Below are 16,317 nucleotides of genomic sequence, written 5' to 3' on the forward strand. Positions count from 1 at the left end.
ATCTGCACCTGTTGTGCTAATCGCTCACCCGATTCCGACGACTCCTGTGATTACCGCAATCCATAAAGAATTCTGCGAAGGTAGTAGCACGATATTGACTTCATCTTCGGCTACCGGCAACCAGTGGTACAAAGAAGGCCTGGCCATAGATGGCGCAACGGAACAAACCTACACGGCCACCGAAAGCGGAAAGTATACTTTGGTAGTTACCTTAAATAACTGTGCGAGTCTGGTATCTGAGGCAGTGGTGCTAATCGCTCACCCGATTCCTACGACTCCTGTGATTACCGCGATCCATAAAGAATTCTGCGAAGGCAGCAATACGATACTGACCTCTTCTTCGGCTACGGGTAACCAGTGGTACAAAGAAGGTCTGGCCATAGAGGGAGCAACGGAATCAACCTACACCGCTACGGAAAGCGGTAAATACACTTTGGTAGTTACCTTAAATAACTGCGCGAGTCTGGTATCTGAGGCAGTGGTGCTAATCGCTCACCCGATTCCGACAACTCCTGTGATTACCGTAATCCATAAAGAATTCTGCGAAGGCAGTAGCACAACACTGACTTCTTCTGCTAATACAGGTAACCAGTGGTACAAAGAAGGTCTGGCCATAGAGGGAGCAAATCAACCAACCTACACCGCTACCGAAAGCGGGAAGTACACCTTGCAAGTAACCCTAAACAACTGCGTCAGCTTAACATCAGCACCTGTAACCCTGACGAAAAACCCGATTCCGAATCCGCCAACCATCACTTCTACCAACCATGCCGTATTTTGCGAAGGAGGAAATACCATCCTTACTTCCTCAGAAATCAGTGGCAACCAATGGTATAAAAACAACGTACTCATCCCGGGCGAAACCGCTAATACTTACACCGCAACCACCCCGGGCGACTACTCCGTCCAGTTTACAAACCACAAAGGTTGTGTAAGTCTGATCTCCTTACCAACTACCGTTACAGAAGTTCAATATCCTGAACTACCTCACATCTCCCCATCAAATGAAACAACTTTCTGCGAGGGTGGAGTGGTGATTTTAACCTCATCGGCACTAACCGGAAACCAGTGGTACAAAAACGGAAACCTAATTCCAAATGCGACTGCTCAAAGTTACAGCGTCAATGAAATCGGTATTTATACGGTCAAAGTAACCAATACAGCGGGTTGCAGCAGTGCGATTTCCGCCACAACGAAAGTAACCGTAAGTCCTGTTCCAAAAGGCCATGACGACATCTTACCTGCTTTAACTTGCAATCAATCCTCATTTATATACCCATTACAAGCAAATATCAACAACACGATAAAAGGAGGGAACTCCGTGCCTTCAAGCTTCAGCTGGACGGTAAATTCTCCGGTAACAGGTGCCCAAAACGGATCGGGTAACACCATCAATGCCAACCTTTACAACCCAACAGCAATCCCTCAGGACGTTACCTATACCGTTACCCCAAGGGGATTAAATGGCGGTTGCGATGGCATTCCTTTTAAAATCACGATCAAGGTTCCAGCTTGTATCGGCCTTTCCATTACCAAGACCGCAGACCTCCGAACTGTTTCTGCCGCAGGAGAAAAGATAAACTATACCATTACCGTTAAAAATACCGGAACGGCAAATCACCATAATGTAATGGTTAACGACCCACTAATTGGCGGACAACTGAACCAAAAAACCGGCGACAATGGTAATGGTATTCTCGAAAGATCAGAAACCTGGATTTATACAGGAACCTATACCGTAACTCAATCAGATTTAGATAAAAATGGGGCGCCAACAGCTAACCTCGCTAAGATCCAAAACACCGTCACCGTAGAAAGTACAGAACATCCGCTGCTTGCTACTCAAGCAGACGTAACTATTCAGCAGCGTCCTAAAGTTAGCTTAATCAAAACCGGACGCTTCAATAACGACTTTAAAACGATTACCTACACCTTTATCATTAGAAATACCGGAAACGTAACCTTACATCACCTCGTCCTGTCCGACCCAAAAATCAGTAAATCAATCCTGATATCTCCAACTACAATCGCACCGGGTGCTTCCATCATCCATAAGGAAAATTACACCGTTACAGAAGATGAAAAACTGAATGGAAATGTGAGAAATACGGCAGAGGTAGAGGGAAAAACTGAGATCGGGGAGGCCGTTTCTGATATCTCTGGCACAAGCCATGACAATGATACCCCTACAGATATCGACGTGGTCCGTTACCCTGCTGCAATAGATGATTATGCAAAGACCAAAACAGACCTGGAAGTCATGGTTGCCGTCGCTAAAAACGACCGTGCAAGTCTTTTTCCTTTAGATGTGAGTACGATAGAAGTGCAGATGATGCCTTCAAACGGAAGCCTTCAAATGAATAAAGATGGAAAAATCCTGTATCAGCCAAATAAAGGATACTCAGGGATTGAAAAGTTCAGCTATAAGATCAACGATTCCGTAGGATTATCCTCTAATGTGGCCATGGTGACCATTAATGTAGCCCCACCGGATCTGGAAATACCAAATACGTTTACGCCAAACGGCGATGGTAAAAATGATACTTTTCAAATCATTGGAATAGCCGCTTATGAAAATGTTGACCTGGCTGTCTTCAATCGCTGGGGCGATCAGGTGTATAAAAACAACAACTATAAAGGGGAATGGGATGGAATGGGTCTCAACGAGGGAACCTATTTCTACGTGCTCAAACTTAAAAAAGCAGGCGAGATTACGTACCGTAAAAGCTGGATTTTAATCAAAAGATAATGAGAAAATTGATCACCATAATGATCTGTATCTGCTGCTCGCAAATTGGAAAAGTAGCAGCACAGCAAAATATCCAGTTTACGCAGTATATATTTAATAGTCTGAGTATAAATCCTGCCTATGCAGGCTATAAAGAAGAATGGTTTGTACAACTCGGATTGCGGGCGCAATGGATGGGAATGGAGGGCGCTCCACAAACTGCAACGGCCTCCATTGATGGGATTTTAGATCCGCTGGATCGTAAAATGGGATTGGGTGTGCAAATTACAACCGATAAAATCGGCGCACAATCGGCAACTTCAGCAACACTGAATTATGCTTACCGCTTACAGTTAAATGATGATGATACGCAACGCTTGAGTTTTGGATTGGGCGTAGGAGCAGCACAGTATGCCTTAAAAGGATCTTTGCTAACCACAGTTCAGCCCGGAGATGAGGCAATACCCCTCGGAAATCAAAGTAATATCGTTCCGGATTTGCGCCTCGGGGTCTTTTATAATTCCGACTACTGGTATCTTGGACTATCAGCCCTGGACCTGTTTTCCGGACCGGATCAGCGAAGAAATCAATCTTCTTCTTTAAATATCATTCGTAGCCGACATGCCTACCTGATGGGCGGGGCATTGATTAATGTTTCACCGGAAATCAGAATCAGACCCAGTATCCTCTTGAAAGAAGACTTTAGAGGGCCAACCAGTGCCGATTTTAATACCATGCTCATCATTAGTGATAAAATATGGATCGGTGGCTCTATCCGTACAGGATTCAATCTCTGGAAGAAAAACCTGGAGGGGTCTTCCCTGAGTAAAGAAAATTCTATCTCCGGCATTGTCCAGTTTTTTGTAAATGAGCGTTTCAGATTAGGTTATTCCTATGACCATGTCACCAGCATCCTGGGGAGTAGCCAAAATGGATCTCATGAGATCACCATGGGACTCGCCTTTGGCAAAGTTCCAAGGTCTTTCATCTGTCCGAGGGTGTTTTAAATGCTGTGCGGGGGTATTTAAATTAATGGGGATAGTGCAACCTCGTATTCTTGGAACTACCCAACATGGGCCCCGGAACTATTGGATTGTCTGCTGGAATAGTTACTGGCTTGTTTTTCATTTCGTTCAGGAGTTCCATGTGTTTCTCCAATAAAATGATGTATTTTTTCATCCAATACTGTACAGAATTACTATAGTATTGTTCATCTTCCATTCTTTCTCTGGTTAGATTTTCCATGATTCGATCGCCCTCTTTGGCAAAAGCCTCAGGAAATTCATTTCCAAAATCATGATCTATGGCACTGCCGATTTTACACACCACGTCAATGCCAATCTGCTTCTGTTGAAACCAATTGTAAATAGAAGTTCTGCTCACATCTAAAATACGCGAAAGCTCTGAAATACTAATCTTGTTGCGCACTACGCGCTCAATTAGACCGTCATTGTTGATTAAAATCATAAGATAATAGTTTAGGTTAATAAGAAACCAGCACACTATTATTTTCAAACATAAGATCAGTTGGGACTAATCTTACAGCAAGATAATAAAAATAGTTGCTAATTTCAAAATAAATAAATTTTCTGATGAAATATTTAATTAATTGGAATACGCCTTAAGAACCATCCAATTGCTCATATCTGGAATTGTTGCTGCGGAACTCCGGAAGAATAGATTTAAGTTTTCGAATTGTATCATAAGGGTCATTTAACTGATTCAAATCAAGAATCTCGGAAATCGCTTTCTCAATAAATGCATGGCTATACCGGATGGTTTTAGCCATTTTTATCTTCGGATGATGGGTCGGAATGGAGTGTTCATCCTGGTGTAACAGTTCTTCGTACAGCTTTTCACCCGGACGTAAACCACTGTACACAATTTGAATGTCTTTTTCCGGATGAAGTCCGGCCAGCTTAATCATTTGAATAGCCAGGTCTGCAATCTTGATGGGACTGCCCATGTCGAACAAAAATATCTCGCCACCTTTTCCCATTGCAGCAGCTTCAAGTACCAATTGTACAGATTCTGAAATGGTCATGAAATATCGGGTCACCTCCGGATGGGTCACGGTAACCGGCCCCCCGCGTTCTATTTGTGCCTTAAACCTCGGAATAACGGAACCATTGGAGCCCAAAACATTTCCAAAACGTGTGGTAATAAATTCAGTTTTCCCCCGGCCTTCCTGCAAGGATTGGATGTAAATTTCTGCAATCCGTTTGGAAGCCCCCATGATGTTGCCGGGCTTCACCGCCTTATCCGTAGAAATCATCACAAACTTTTCAATTCCATAACTAACCGCAAGGTCCGCGATGTTTTTAGTCCCGTAGATATTGGTTAAAATCGCCTCTTCCGCATGGTTTTCCATCATAGGGACATGCTTATAGGCAGCCGCATGGAAAACAATCTCCGGTTGATACCGCTCAAAAAGCGTTTTCATTCTGCCTTGATTTTGTATGCTGCCAAGAAATATTTTAACCAGATCTCCTTTCGGATGCCCCTCCATTTCCAACTGTAATTCATGCAATGGCGTTTCCGCCTGATCGCAGGCAATCAGAAATTCAAGGTCATAATCCAGGAGTTGCCGAACCAATTCTGAACCGATCGAACCCGCTGCCCCGGTAACCAGTACTCTTTTACCCCGCAACTGCTCCTGAACGTTTTGTTGTTCCAACAGGATTGGAGCCCGTTGCAACAGATCCTCAATCTTTAAATTCTGCAGCTGGTTGAATTGTAATTTCCCATATAACCATTGATTGGATGGCGGTACAATCATCACCTTGATCCCAAGTGTCACACATCTTTCAATCACTTTCTTTTTGCAACCTTCAAACAGCGTCTCATGACCAATCACTAACTTTTCAATACCATGTTTCAATAGTAACAAGGGCAGCGCGGAAGAATGGTAAACTTTTGTCTGCTCGATAAATTTGTTCACCTTATCCGGATGGTCGTCCACAAATCCCATCACCTGAACGTCGTTTTCCGGAGAAGATTCCAAAGTCTGTTTGAGTAAAATGGAATAGCTGTCGGAACCAAAAATCAACAAACGCTCCCGCTTTTTTACAGGGGTTACGGTTTTAAAGAAAGCAAACAGACTCTTAACGCCAATTCTGAATAAGATCAATAAAGAAGAAGAAATGAAAAAGTTAACCAGGACTACCTTGTAAAACCATTGCAACTGTAACTGGAAATCAGAGATCAGGATAATCCTGCTCAACAAGCCAAAAATGACGCTACTGAGGAATACCGCTAAAAATACCCTAACCATATCCTTCGTATTCGAATAGCGTATGATACCGGTATGAAGCTCCAGGATCATAAAAACGGTGATCGAAATGATATGATATAAAAAGAGCGAACTGAGTTCTACTACACCCCAAACCGCTGTCGCAGAAACCTGCTGGAGCAACAGTAAGGATATGACAATGGCCCAAAAGAGAATAATTTGATCAATAAGGAGAATAAGCCATCTGGAATGGATCTTTTCCTGAAATATAGCTTTCATGAATTGGGATTTAGGAGGATTTGTATCGATATAATGGGAAGAAGTCAATGTTGGCGGCTGTATTGATGTTCAGCTTTTGGACCAGGGCCTCATAGACTCCGGGATTAGCAATGTATCTCCAGCTGTTGAAATCAAGGATCAAATCGGAAAAAGAAGCCTTCCATTCAAAAAGAGAGTCGTGTTTGAAATTTAAGCCCCCACCAAGATGGAAATATCTTGCACCCATCGTACGGCCAAACATACTGATCTCATCCGTGAGTAACTTGGCCGGAGAATCTGGTAAATAAGCCGTAAGTGTACCTAAAAGATGGGCCTGAATGATTTCATTAGTACAAACAATATACGCGCCGGATACGGCCCGGTTGCCCAGGTAAACCAATAGTAGTTTGCTGTTTAGCTCGTCAGAATGATAAAGGTCTCTGAAATAAGAGGCTGGAAACAGGTAGTGGTCAGAAGCACTGATCCGCTTCATATTTTCCATGTAAATCTGCGCAAAGATATCAATGTCGTCTATAGAATCCGATTCCCTGACCACATAACCCTTCCTTCTCAATTGACTGATTTTCCCCCTTAGCCGCCCATGGTATTTATGTCGCTGCGCTTCAATTGAAAGTGTCAGATCTATGGCTACGGTTTTCCCATTGGGATGAATGCCACCTAATTTGGCAATAGACAAGGATTGATCGAAAAAAGGATGTAACCTGGAAAAAACTGAAACGATCTTTTCTTCGTTTAAGAACTCCAGAAATGATATCCTGAAATTCTCCAGAAACAATGGGCTCAGGACCTTAAATCTCTGATTAGAAATCGGCCCGGTATACCCATAAACGGAAGTCAGGTCGAAATATTCCTCCCCGGGAATCTCTCTTTTGATCAGCGGAAAAGCCAGGTAATTTCCCCCTTCTTCATAGACGAAAAGTAAGGGCTCACCCATCATATCCATCGAATGGTAATGCCAGGTGTGGTAAAAGTCGTGTTGCAAGGAATTTCCTACATAATATTTCCAATCTTCTTTTTCAAATAGTTGAATTATTCTTTTCATAATTTGCGGATGATTTGAATGATTTGATCCATGTCGCTGCGGGAGTAGCGGTGGTCGATAGGGAGGGCCAGAAGGTTGTTAGCCAGGTAGTTTTCGAACATCTCTTCGCTGGTCCATTCCAATACATTTGGCCAGTAACTGGCTATAAATATCCTTTTTGCAATCAAAGCAGCCCGCAATCCTTTCCCTGGAAGGAGTAAAGGATAGGCCATTGGGCCGTCAATGTTTTTCAAATCAATGGATAGCTCATTGATTCCGGAAAAAGCAGTGTGTAAATGTTCAAAATTCTCATTTCTTATCTTGCGGCAAGCTTCATAATCAATCCCGCAAAGCATCCGTCTACTCAATACCGACATTTTTTTGATCGCATTATTGCCAAGACCTATATTGTTTTTCAAATAATCGTAATAGCCGGTTTCTATGCTCAGGTCGATGCTTTTGATCAAATGAGAACAACGATAAGCAGAAATGTCGCTTTCTAAAGACAAACGTGTATTACTTTCCGTGTATAAATAGGCCCCGTCCGGAACCCCGAAAAACTTCCGGCAAGAGTAAAAAGTATCCACGCCGGTTACCGGCAACTGGAAAAAAGCCTGGGAATTGTCTATGATCAAATGATCTACCCGGGTGGAAAGCTGTCGTACCGTCTCCGTTTTTATTCCAAAATAATTAGGATACATCAGACAGGAATTGAACTCCGGTTCAAAATTAATCAGCGGTTCCAGCTTTCGGTCAATATGGTAAAAACGATAAGGGATTTTCAACTTTCGCAGGGGCTCCATCAGCACCTCACAAGAGAAATAAGGCAGGTAAACCAGACTGTATTTTTTGATCCGCAAGAGGTATTCAAAAGCATTTCTGCCCGTGTTCAAATGAATAAATGAAGGGTAGTGTTCTTTGCCCTCAGGGAGTTGCAATTCCAGGTAACCACCGATTGTTTTTCCTTCTGTATACATAAATTATGGTTTTATAGGACCCGGATCAGCCTTGTCCCGATTGATACATCCTGCGCTGTAGAGGTTGGTAAAATTCATATAAGTTTGCCGGCACCCGGGCGTTATAGCCGATCACCTGTCTCAGTTCTTCTGAAAAGTTTTCTCCGGCTTCATAGCCCAGAAACCGGGGGTAATCCAGCTGTTGCTTAACGTAGGGAACCGTAAAGCTGAGGGTCAGCGCTCTTCTAGGGTCATCGGTGTAATTCTTCCCTGCAGCATGCCACAACAAGGAATCAAAGAGAATAATACTGCCCTTTCTGGCCACTGCACGGTCGGCTTTTCCAAAGAATTTCAGCTCATTAGGTTTAGCTGGAGTCTTATGAGAACCTGAAAGGAAAAAAGTAGCCCCATTGTCCAGCGTAAAATCATCCAGTAAAACGATCATTTGAATCATCAGCTTCAGCGGAGCAGTGAAAGACCTCATGTCGCGGTGTACATTTTGGACATAGGGAGTCGCATGCTTTAAATTGATCACCCCATTTATGCCGTTCAGGATGTAATTCCCCTGGAGGAAATGCCTGATCTGGGCATCGCAAAACAGCTGACTGATAAACGTAAAGCCAAAATTATCGGGTTCCAGTAAATGGTGAAGTGTTCCTTTCATGTCTTCTTCAATGCCGTTTTTCTTTTGAATAGTCCTTCGTAACCGATAAGCTTTGGCAAAGCCCAGGTTAATAATGTCGACAAGCCCCGGAGAGATCACATCTTCATAAATTAACCAGCCATATTTGTCCATAGCGGTGTCAAAGTCTTTCGTGTTTTCGAATTGATAAGGATAGCTGTTTTTCATTTTGAGTTTCTGTATCTGGGAAAATAGGAGGATTGATGATCATTTGATCTCTCGTTTGCCAAAGCCTGGTACTGCAATGGATCGGCTATAAAACACCAGGTTTTATCGTCGAGCACCAGGTTAGAAAACGCAGCTTTGAATTGAAATAAGGAATCAGCCTGCCCGTTTAAACCACCACCGAGATGGTAATAACGGATGCCCTTTTCCCGCGCAAATAAGCTGATTTCATCGATGATTAATTTGCCTGGAGACTGGGAGACATAACTGTTGTGCGTGGCGGATAAATGATTCCTGATGAAATATTTGTCGTAGGTAATGATGTGCCCGCAAATGGGCTTATGGTTGTAGTACACCATGATGAGTTTACAATTTCCTTCCAGGGTATTTAATAATTTCCGGAAATAGGGCTCCTGGTGTAAGTACCGTTCTGAGGCCCCGTTTCGCCGCATATTTTGAAGGTACATCGCCGCAAAAGCTTTGATGTCACTGTCTTCCTCAGTCTCCCGGATCTCGAAATCTAAAGTTCTCAATTGTCTGATCTTTCTGGCCAGTCTACGGTCGTAATTGAGTCGCTGCTCCTCAATTGACAACTTCAGGTCGATCACCACCGTCTGCCCATTGGGATAAATGCCGCCAAAATTTTCCAGTAAACGCTCCTGGCGGAGAAAGGGCTTGAGCCTGCAAAAAGCACAGACACAACGCGCTGTTTTCATGAAATCCAGAAAAGAGGACTTAAAGTTTGCGATGGCTTTGTCCTCCAGATCGTCGGGATTCCGGTTAGAAATCGGCCCGGTATAGCCATAAGCGGAAGTCAGGTCGTATAGATGGGTACCCTCAATTTCTCTTTTGAGTAATGGAATGGCAATGAAAACATCTTGTTCCTCATAAACGAAAAGTAAAGGTTCTCCCTCCATATCCAGGGAATGATAATGCCAGGTATGGTAAAAATCATGTTGTAAGGAACGTTGTACCAGAGACACCCATTCAAAATGTTGATGGATGGTGATCAATTGATAAGTCATAATTAGCTAATTTTAAGCATCCTGTAGAATATGCAGCATCCGGGCGTTGATAATATTGACGTCAAATTTCTCTTTTGCGAGTATCCGGCCGTTGATCCCGAATGAAATGATATCTTCCGGATGCCGGCGGAAATGAGTCATCGCAGCAACCAATGCTGCGGTATCTTTGATTGGAATCAAAATTCCATTGGAAAACCTTGCAGAGGGCAGATCCCCATGGTTCAGCGTTTCTTTACAACCCACATGATCGCAGGTGATGATGGCTCTGCCCATCGCCATCGCCTCCATCAGCGAACGCGGAATCCCTTCTCCATAATAAGAGGGCAATACCACTACCGCCGCATCCTTGATATAAGGGCGGACATCGGTAACTGCCCCGTAATACTCCAGGACTTCGCCTGATTTCAGCGCCTGGTATAAGCTCCGGTCAATGGCATCGACGTTGTCGTTGTCGGCGCCGATTAATTTGAAGCGCATTTCCGGAAAAAGTGCTTTCATCTGCTTTGCCGCCTCATAATACTCCCTGATTCCTTTTGCATTGATCAACCGGGAAATCATTAGAAAACCGACAGGTCCTGGAGAAGGTCTGCTATATTGGTAATAATTAAGGTCTACACCAGAGCCATTCACCACAAATGCTGCCGTGCCTTTGCCAATGATATGTTTGTGCATGAGCAGTTTTAAATCATCCTTGTTTTGAAAAATGACCCGCAAAGCAGAATCTGAACGGAGGGCCAGCTTTAAAAGCATTCTGGTCACGATACTCCACCATTTTTTAGCCGGATTATCCATACTGAAGTTGTAACCAAGCCCCGTTAACATGGGCGTAATCCTTTTCACCCCACAATATTTAGCAACCAGGGTTCCGTAAATCACCGGCTTAAAAGCATAGGGGAAAACCAGGTCCGGACGTGTTCTTTTGATCAGCCGGTAAAGTTCGCACAGGTAATTCAAATCAGAAAACAGGGAGACTTTGCTCGGTTTCAATTGATTCTCTTCGATCATTACGCCAAGCTTCAGCAAGGAGTTTCTAATCTCCAGTCGGGTAATCAATGGGCAAAATACCGTCAGCTCATGCTGTAGTACCAGGCTCTCAATCAGCTTCCCCCGGAAATTCATTAAAGTATCGGAAGAATTGCAAATGATCAGTATCTTTTTTCTTTTATGTTCCATAATTAATTCCTTTCCGACAACATTGATTTGAACTTATATTGAGTTGAACTTAACCCTGTATTTTGGACGCTATAGCGCTATTTTGCTCCTGCGCCATGGAAAATTGCCAGCGGAACCTGAGCTGTGGGCAACAATTCTTTCTGATAGTCGTAAGGAGGCCGCCAGATGCAGAGCCCGGTAATGATGATGTTTTTGCCGCAACCCTGATATAAATTGTTCGTAGCTCCAACCACAAAACCGGGCTTGCTATTGAAATTGGTCCGGATGGGATGAGCAACATTTTCGAAATAATTATGATCAGTTCTGACTGTCGCGTCCATCGTGGAACCAATCCCGTAACTATTGCTGTTTTTCAGGTAATTGTTGAACACATGGACCTGCCCGAACCTCACCCCGGGTTGCCTTTCCGAAATATTATAGAAGTAATTTTTATAAACAGTCACCTTTAAATGACCAAAGTCATCTGTGTTTTCATCCCCGAAACCAATCAGCATTGCCTTATGATTGTCATGTAACTTATTCCAGGATAAAGTGATATAATCTGATCTGTTGCCCACATCCAGGAGTCCATCGTAATGCGACCAGCCATGCTTACGGTCGGAAGACAAGCTGCAATGGTCTACCCAAACATGGTGGGCCGCCTCTTTGATCACAATATTAGAATACTGTACAACATTGCGGATCGTCATGTTTCTAATGATCACATTGTGGTGCCCATAAACGAGTAAACCGATTCCCTCCATCAAAGAACCACTGCTGCCAATGATCGTTTTGTTGGATTTGATCCGTATAAAACCGCTGCCTTTGATTTGTCCGGAAAACTTAATGACCATGGGCTGATCAGCTGCTGCGGCAGCTTTAAACCCGGCAAGGTCATGTACCTCAACTTCCCAGCCCCCGCTGCCTCCGGTAGTTCCGCCAGCCATCGCAGCAAAGCCGATGATCTCCGTATTCAACAAGCCGGTCAAAACACTCCTTTTAGGAACCGGACCTCCGTAATTAGCCGTGTAGGCCAGGATGAGCAGGGAAATTAACAAAGTATACATGATGTTTTGGGTTTAGTATTTCTGATACCAGTCTATAAATTTTTTCACCCCTTCTTCGGTGGATACCCAGGCTTGCTGGCCGCATATATCCTCCAGTTCTGTCACATCAGCCCAGGTTTCGAGCACATCGCCATCCTGCATGGGCAGGTAATGGTGCAGTGCTTTTTTACCCAGATTTTTCTCGATCTCAGTGATGAAATCGAAGAGGCTAACGGGCTTTCCTCTGCCGATGTTGAGCACCCGATAGGGGGTTGTGGGTTCCGGAGCATCCAATAACAACAGCATTCTGGAAATGATATCATCGATATAAGTGAAATCTCTTTTCATCAGACCGTAATTGAAAACTTTCAAAGGTTCTCCTTTGAGAATCGCTCTGGTAAAAAGGAAAAGTGCCATATCCGGCCTTCCCCATGGGCCATAAACCGTAAAGAAACGCAGGCCGGTGCTGGGAAGATGAAAGAGGTGACTATAGGCATGGGCCATCAGCTCATTGCTTTTTTTCGTAGCCGCATATAAGGAAGCGGGGCGGTCTGCCGGCTGACTGGTAGAAAATGGCATTTCCTTATTTAAGCCGTAAACACTGGAAGAACTGGCATAAACCAGGTGTTTAATCTGTTGTTTCCGACAACCTTCCAGCACATTCATAAAGCCATTGATATTGGAGTCTATATAAGCTTGTGGATTGGTTAAACTGTACCTTACCCCAGCCTGAGCCGCTAAATGACAAACCATATCAAATGATTGATCGGCAAATAATTCTTCCATGCGCCGCCGGTCGTTTAGGGCCAGCTTGAGGAAAGTATATCGTCCATATTTACGGCTGCGAACAGCTTTCCCATAAGCAATCGCATTTTCTGAAATTCCTGTTTCTTCCAGGCGCGCATACTTTAAACTCAGCTCATAGTAGTCATTGATGTTGTCAATACCTATGACCTGGTCTCCGCGTCGCAGCAAAGCCAGTGTGAGGTGAAATCCTATAAATCCGGCACTACCGGTTACCAATACTTTCATATATATGATTTGAGGACGTTTTCATTTGCTGTGTTTGATAGTTTTTTCATGGCGCTGATGTCATTATCTTGCTGTACCATACTTCCATTCCGAAAATGCAAAAGAGCATTTTCGCCCTTCTTTCGTCCGAAACGTTGATCTTTCTGGCCAGTAAAGCCTCCACAAAACTTCTTTTGATAATTTTCGCGTAGAGTGTTGATTTTGCCATTAAATAATCGCGGATGATGGGGTTTAATTCTTCATCCACCCATTTTCTGAGGGGTATTTCAAAGCCTCGCTTCGGTTGATGAAGGAGCTGATCCGGTAAATATTTTCGGGCAAGCTCCCGTAATATGTATTTGGTGGTCACCTGATTGATCTTAAATTGATCAGGAAGTCCCGGTGCAAACTCCAACAGTTCTTTTGATAAGAACGGGCTCCTTCCTTCCAGTGAATGTGCCATGGTCGCGATATCCATTTTGGGTAATAAACGGCTAAACAATAAGGATTGAAAGTCCATCAGCAACAGCTTATTTAGCGGAGTGATATGGAGCTTATTAATCGTCTGTAGGTCAGTCGTAATGGCCTTCATCAAGGGTTGCCTGATAAACATATCTTCAAACCCGACGAATAGATCGGAAGAAGCCGAGCAATAGATTTTTAACACATCAGTATAGCTGGCAAACTTCAGTAAACGGTAGATATAAGTGTAATAACTCTGTTTTTCATTGGCAATCGGTAAAATCCCGGATAAGATTTTAGCACTGATACTGGTGATGTTATTGGGCTTAAAAAAATCAATGTGCCGGAAAGGGACATAGCGACGGTAACCGCCAAATAATTCATCGGCACCATCACCATTTAAGACTACGCTGAGCTGTGCCTTTGCCGCTTTTGCGACATAATAACCCGGGATAGCGGAATTGTCGCAATTCGGTTCGCCATGTGCAGAAATGATGTGCTCTATGTCGTTTTTTAGGTTGGAAAAGTCCAGATCCACCACCGTATGATTCGTATCATATTTTTGTGCAACCTGTGCTGCAAGTGCAGATTCATCATAACTTCCGGGTACCCTAACCGTAAATGTATGTAGCTGGCCGACTTGTTTTGCGGCTATTGCCGTGACGAGTCCGCTGTCAATACCACCACTTAAAAAGGAACCTACCGGAAGATCTGAGCTGTGTAGCCGTCTGGAAACCGCAGTTGTCAAAAGATCCTCAAGCTGTAAAAGTGTTTCTTGTTGATTCAGCTTACTTATCTTTTGATAACCCGCCTCCATTTTAAACCAAACGACCTCTTGCTGGCTTTGCTGTTGAGTATCAATCTCCAGATAATGGCCGTTTTCGAGTTCGGAAATGTTTAAATAGGGGGTGGAAGCCCTGTAATGGTAGCCCAGATATAAGTAATCAGCCAAAGCCTGCTGGTCTATTTCAGGTTTGGTAATGCGGGCCAGAATGGACAGTTCCGAGGAAAAGACATAGTGGTTGTCTTTGCGGTAAATATAGAGCGGCTTTTTTCCTGCACGATCCCTTGCGAGGTAGAGTTTCCGGTTTTTCAGGTCGTAGAGCGCAAAGGCAAACATCCCGTCAAACTCCTCCAGCATTTTCATCCCCATCTTTTCAAACATCATCAGAATCGTTCTGGTGTCTGAAGTCGAACTGGCTTCCAGGCCGTGTTTTTCCCTTAGCTCGAGGTGGTTGTAAATTTCTCCGTTGAAAATTAATAATAGACCGTTATATTCCATCGGCTGTCTGCCGGTCAGACTGAGGTCCTGAATGGCCAATCGCGTATGGTACAAAACTAGCTGGTCTACACTTTGGGAACCTTGTTCGTCGGGGCCCCGGTGTGCTAAACCGTCAAATATGAGCTGCTCATTTATAGGAAAGGGATAGTTTAAAGTGCCAAATATTCCGCACATAGTTTTTAAGGGTTATTTTGATTTAACTAAGCTGATTGATGAGCTGAACCCATTCTGATATCACCTTTTCTTTATTGAAATTCTGCTCGATGTAAAGTTTTCCTTTGTTGCCGAGGACCTGCCTTTCTGCCGGACTAAACGCCATCATTTCTTTCATTTTTTCAGCAAGATCTTTTGCGTTTTTTTTCCTGGTCAGCAGACCGCATTTAGCTTCAGCAACTAATTCTGTAATGCCATCAATCGCAGTGGCTACAACAGGTTTTCCATGGGACATGGCCTCCATAAGTGCATTAGGCATACCTTCGGAATGAGAAGAAAGGACAAAGGCATCTGCCGCCCGGACATAAAGCGAAGGGTCTTGTTGAAAATCTAATAGTCTGACATGTTTCTTTATCCCCAGATCAAGTATCATTTGATACGGCCAGGTCGCCTCATTTAAAGCGCCAATAATATCCACCCGAAAAGAGGCTGGTTTGTGCCTGGCGATAGCCTCGAATAGGGTCACATAATCTTTGTTCCACCTAAAATGTGCCACACATACCCAGGTAAAAACAGCGTGTTTCTGTGCCGTAATGATGGAAATACGAGGTATAGCAACCAAATTGTGAATCACTTTACTCTCTTTTTTAACCAGGTTTAGCCGTTCAAAATTGGCCTTTGCAGCATCAGAATTAAATACCACCTCATCGTCCATTCCCTTGGATAGTTTCATAAGTAAATGCCATTTTGCGGGAATTACCGAAATCCGGATTGAAGAAATCAATTTGAAACCGCCTTCGCGTTTCAGCATTCTGGCAAATAAAATAGCAGCAAACATAAAGGCAATAACCAGGTCTGGTTTATAGTAGGAAAATGTTCTTTTGAGCTTTTTCCAATTCAGATAAGGTTGATTCATCCAGTTGTTTAACGTGACTACCTTTAAGCCCATTTGCCGGAAACTTATGTCGAATTCATTAATGGGTTTTAAGGAAATAATCAGCAATTCGAACCCTCTGGATTGTAGTTCCGATGCGATTTTTATCAGCTGTGTTTCTGCACCCCCCTTGCTCAATGATGGACTGAGGAGGATAATTCTCTTACGTTGGATCGTCATATCCTGGAA

General features: G+C 43.6%; 13 protein-coding genes. 2 read left to right on the forward strand and 11 right to left on the reverse strand.

All coding sequences use genetic code 11. From position 1 onward, the window contains the following. Both R2Q66_RS22725 and R2Q66_RS22730 read left to right on the forward strand, forming a co-directional pair. Window positions 1-2,749, forward strand: a 2,749-nt coding sequence (locus R2Q66_RS22725) for a gliding motility-associated C-terminal domain-containing protein (RefSeq protein ID WP_316753535.1), incomplete at its 5' end; no start/stop codon positions are given. Next, complete coding sequence (locus R2Q66_RS22730; protein WP_316753537.1) at window positions 2,749-3,735, forward strand: type IX secretion system membrane protein PorP/SprF; 987 nt, start codon at window positions 2,749-2,751, stop codon at window positions 3,733-3,735. The genes R2Q66_RS22725 and R2Q66_RS22730, both read left to right, overlap by 1 nt. Before the next feature lie 22 nt (window positions 3,736-3,757). On the opposite strand, the gene R2Q66_RS22735 is transcribed toward R2Q66_RS22730, so the two are convergent. The 11 genes from R2Q66_RS22735 to R2Q66_RS22785 form a co-directional block, all read right to left on the reverse strand. Beyond that, window positions 3,758-4,195 carry a hypothetical protein gene (locus tag R2Q66_RS22735; RefSeq protein ID WP_316753539.1) on the reverse strand — a complete coding sequence of 146 codons (438 nt, stop codon included), beginning with the start codon at window positions 4,193-4,195 and terminating at the stop codon, window positions 3,758-3,760. 154 nt (window positions 4,196-4,349) lie between these two features. Further along, a complete protein-coding gene (locus R2Q66_RS22740) occupies window positions 4,350-6,239 on the reverse strand; it encodes a nucleoside-diphosphate sugar epimerase/dehydratase (RefSeq protein ID WP_316753542.1) in 1,890 nt (629 codons plus the stop codon). A gap of 10 nt (window positions 6,240-6,249) precedes the next feature. Continuing rightward, window positions 6,250-7,281 (reverse strand): GNAT family N-acetyltransferase, encoded by a 1,032-nt coding sequence (locus R2Q66_RS22745; protein ID WP_316753544.1) that lies wholly within the window; start codon window positions 7,279-7,281, stop codon window positions 6,250-6,252. Next, complete coding sequence (locus R2Q66_RS22750) at window positions 7,278-8,237, reverse strand: hypothetical protein (protein WP_316753546.1); 960 nt, start codon at window positions 8,235-8,237, stop codon at window positions 7,278-7,280. The genes R2Q66_RS22745 and R2Q66_RS22750 overlap by 4 nt, the downstream gene beginning before the upstream one ends. Before the next feature lie 25 nt (window positions 8,238-8,262). Continuing rightward, window positions 8,263-9,066, reverse strand: a complete 804-nt coding sequence (locus R2Q66_RS22755; RefSeq protein ID WP_316753548.1) for a phytanoyl-CoA dioxygenase family protein — start codon at window positions 9,064-9,066, stop codon at window positions 8,263-8,265. Then, a complete protein-coding gene (locus tag R2Q66_RS22760; RefSeq protein ID WP_316753550.1) occupies window positions 9,063-10,088 on the reverse strand; it encodes a GNAT family N-acetyltransferase in 1,026 nt (341 codons plus the stop codon). Before R2Q66_RS22760 ends, R2Q66_RS22755 begins: the two co-directional genes overlap by 4 nt. 12 nt (window positions 10,089-10,100) lie before the next feature. Further along, window positions 10,101-11,261, reverse strand: coding sequence for a glycosyltransferase family 4 protein (locus tag R2Q66_RS22765; protein WP_316753552.1), 1,161 nt, complete (start codon window positions 11,259-11,261; stop codon window positions 10,101-10,103). A 77-nt stretch (window positions 11,262-11,338) separates the two neighbouring features. Then, a complete protein-coding gene (locus R2Q66_RS22770; RefSeq protein ID WP_316753554.1) occupies window positions 11,339-12,307 on the reverse strand; it encodes a hypothetical protein in 969 nt (322 codons plus the stop codon). Window positions 12,308-12,319: 12 nt separating this feature from the next. Beyond that, the gene (locus R2Q66_RS22775; protein WP_316753556.1) at window positions 12,320-13,318 is read right to left on the reverse strand and encodes an NAD-dependent epimerase/dehydratase family protein; all 999 of its coding nucleotides are present in this window, start codon (window positions 13,316-13,318) and stop codon (window positions 12,320-12,322) included. A gap of 46 nt (window positions 13,319-13,364) precedes the next feature. Further along, window positions 13,365-15,215, reverse strand: coding sequence for an asparagine synthase (glutamine-hydrolyzing) (gene asnB, locus R2Q66_RS22780; RefSeq protein ID WP_316753558.1), 1,851 nt, complete (start codon window positions 15,213-15,215; stop codon window positions 13,365-13,367). A 22-nt stretch (window positions 15,216-15,237) separates the two neighbouring features. Next, a complete protein-coding gene (locus R2Q66_RS22785; protein WP_316753560.1) occupies window positions 15,238-16,308 on the reverse strand; it encodes a glycosyltransferase in 1,071 nt (356 codons plus the stop codon). Window positions 16,309-16,317 lie beyond the last annotated feature (9 nt).

The organism is Pedobacter gandavensis (assembly GCF_032677645.1).
Lineage (GTDB): Bacteria > Bacteroidota > Bacteroidia > Sphingobacteriales > Sphingobacteriaceae > Pedobacter > Pedobacter gandavensis_A.

Coding starts and splice junctions, on each gene's coding strand:
- R2Q66_RS22730 (WP_316753537.1), top strand. CDS start 2,749: ATGAGAAAATTGATCACCATAATGATCTGTATCTGCTGCTCGCAAATT.
- R2Q66_RS22735 (WP_316753539.1), bottom strand. CDS start 4,195: ATGATTTTAATCAACAATGACGGTCTAATTGAGCGCGTAGTGCGCAAC.
- R2Q66_RS22740 (WP_316753542.1), bottom strand. CDS start 6,239: ATGAAAGCTATATTTCAGGAAAAGATCCATTCCAGATGGCTTATTCTC.
- R2Q66_RS22745 (WP_316753544.1), bottom strand. CDS start 7,281: ATGAAAAGAATAATTCAACTATTTGAAAAAGAAGATTGGAAATATTAT.
- R2Q66_RS22750 (WP_316753546.1), bottom strand. CDS start 8,237: ATGTATACAGAAGGAAAAACAATCGGTGGTTACCTGGAATTGCAACTC.
- R2Q66_RS22755 (WP_316753548.1), bottom strand. CDS start 9,066: ATGAAAAACAGCTATCCTTATCAATTCGAAAACACGAAAGACTTTGAC.
- R2Q66_RS22760 (WP_316753550.1), bottom strand. CDS start 10,088: ATGACTTATCAATTGATCACCATCCATCAACATTTTGAATGGGTGTCT.
- R2Q66_RS22765 (WP_316753552.1), bottom strand. CDS start 11,261: ATGGAACATAAAAGAAAAAAGATACTGATCATTTGCAATTCTTCCGAT.
- R2Q66_RS22770 (WP_316753554.1), bottom strand. CDS start 12,307: ATGTATACTTTGTTAATTTCCCTGCTCATCCTGGCCTACACGGCTAAT.
- R2Q66_RS22775 (WP_316753556.1), bottom strand. CDS start 13,318: ATGAAAGTATTGGTAACCGGTAGTGCCGGATTTATAGGATTTCACCTC.
- asnB (WP_316753558.1), bottom strand. CDS start 15,215: ATGTGCGGAATATTTGGCACTTTAAACTATCCCTTTCCTATAAATGAG.
- R2Q66_RS22785 (WP_316753560.1), bottom strand. CDS start 16,308: ATGACGATCCAACGTAAGAGAATTATCCTCCTCAGTCCATCATTGAGC.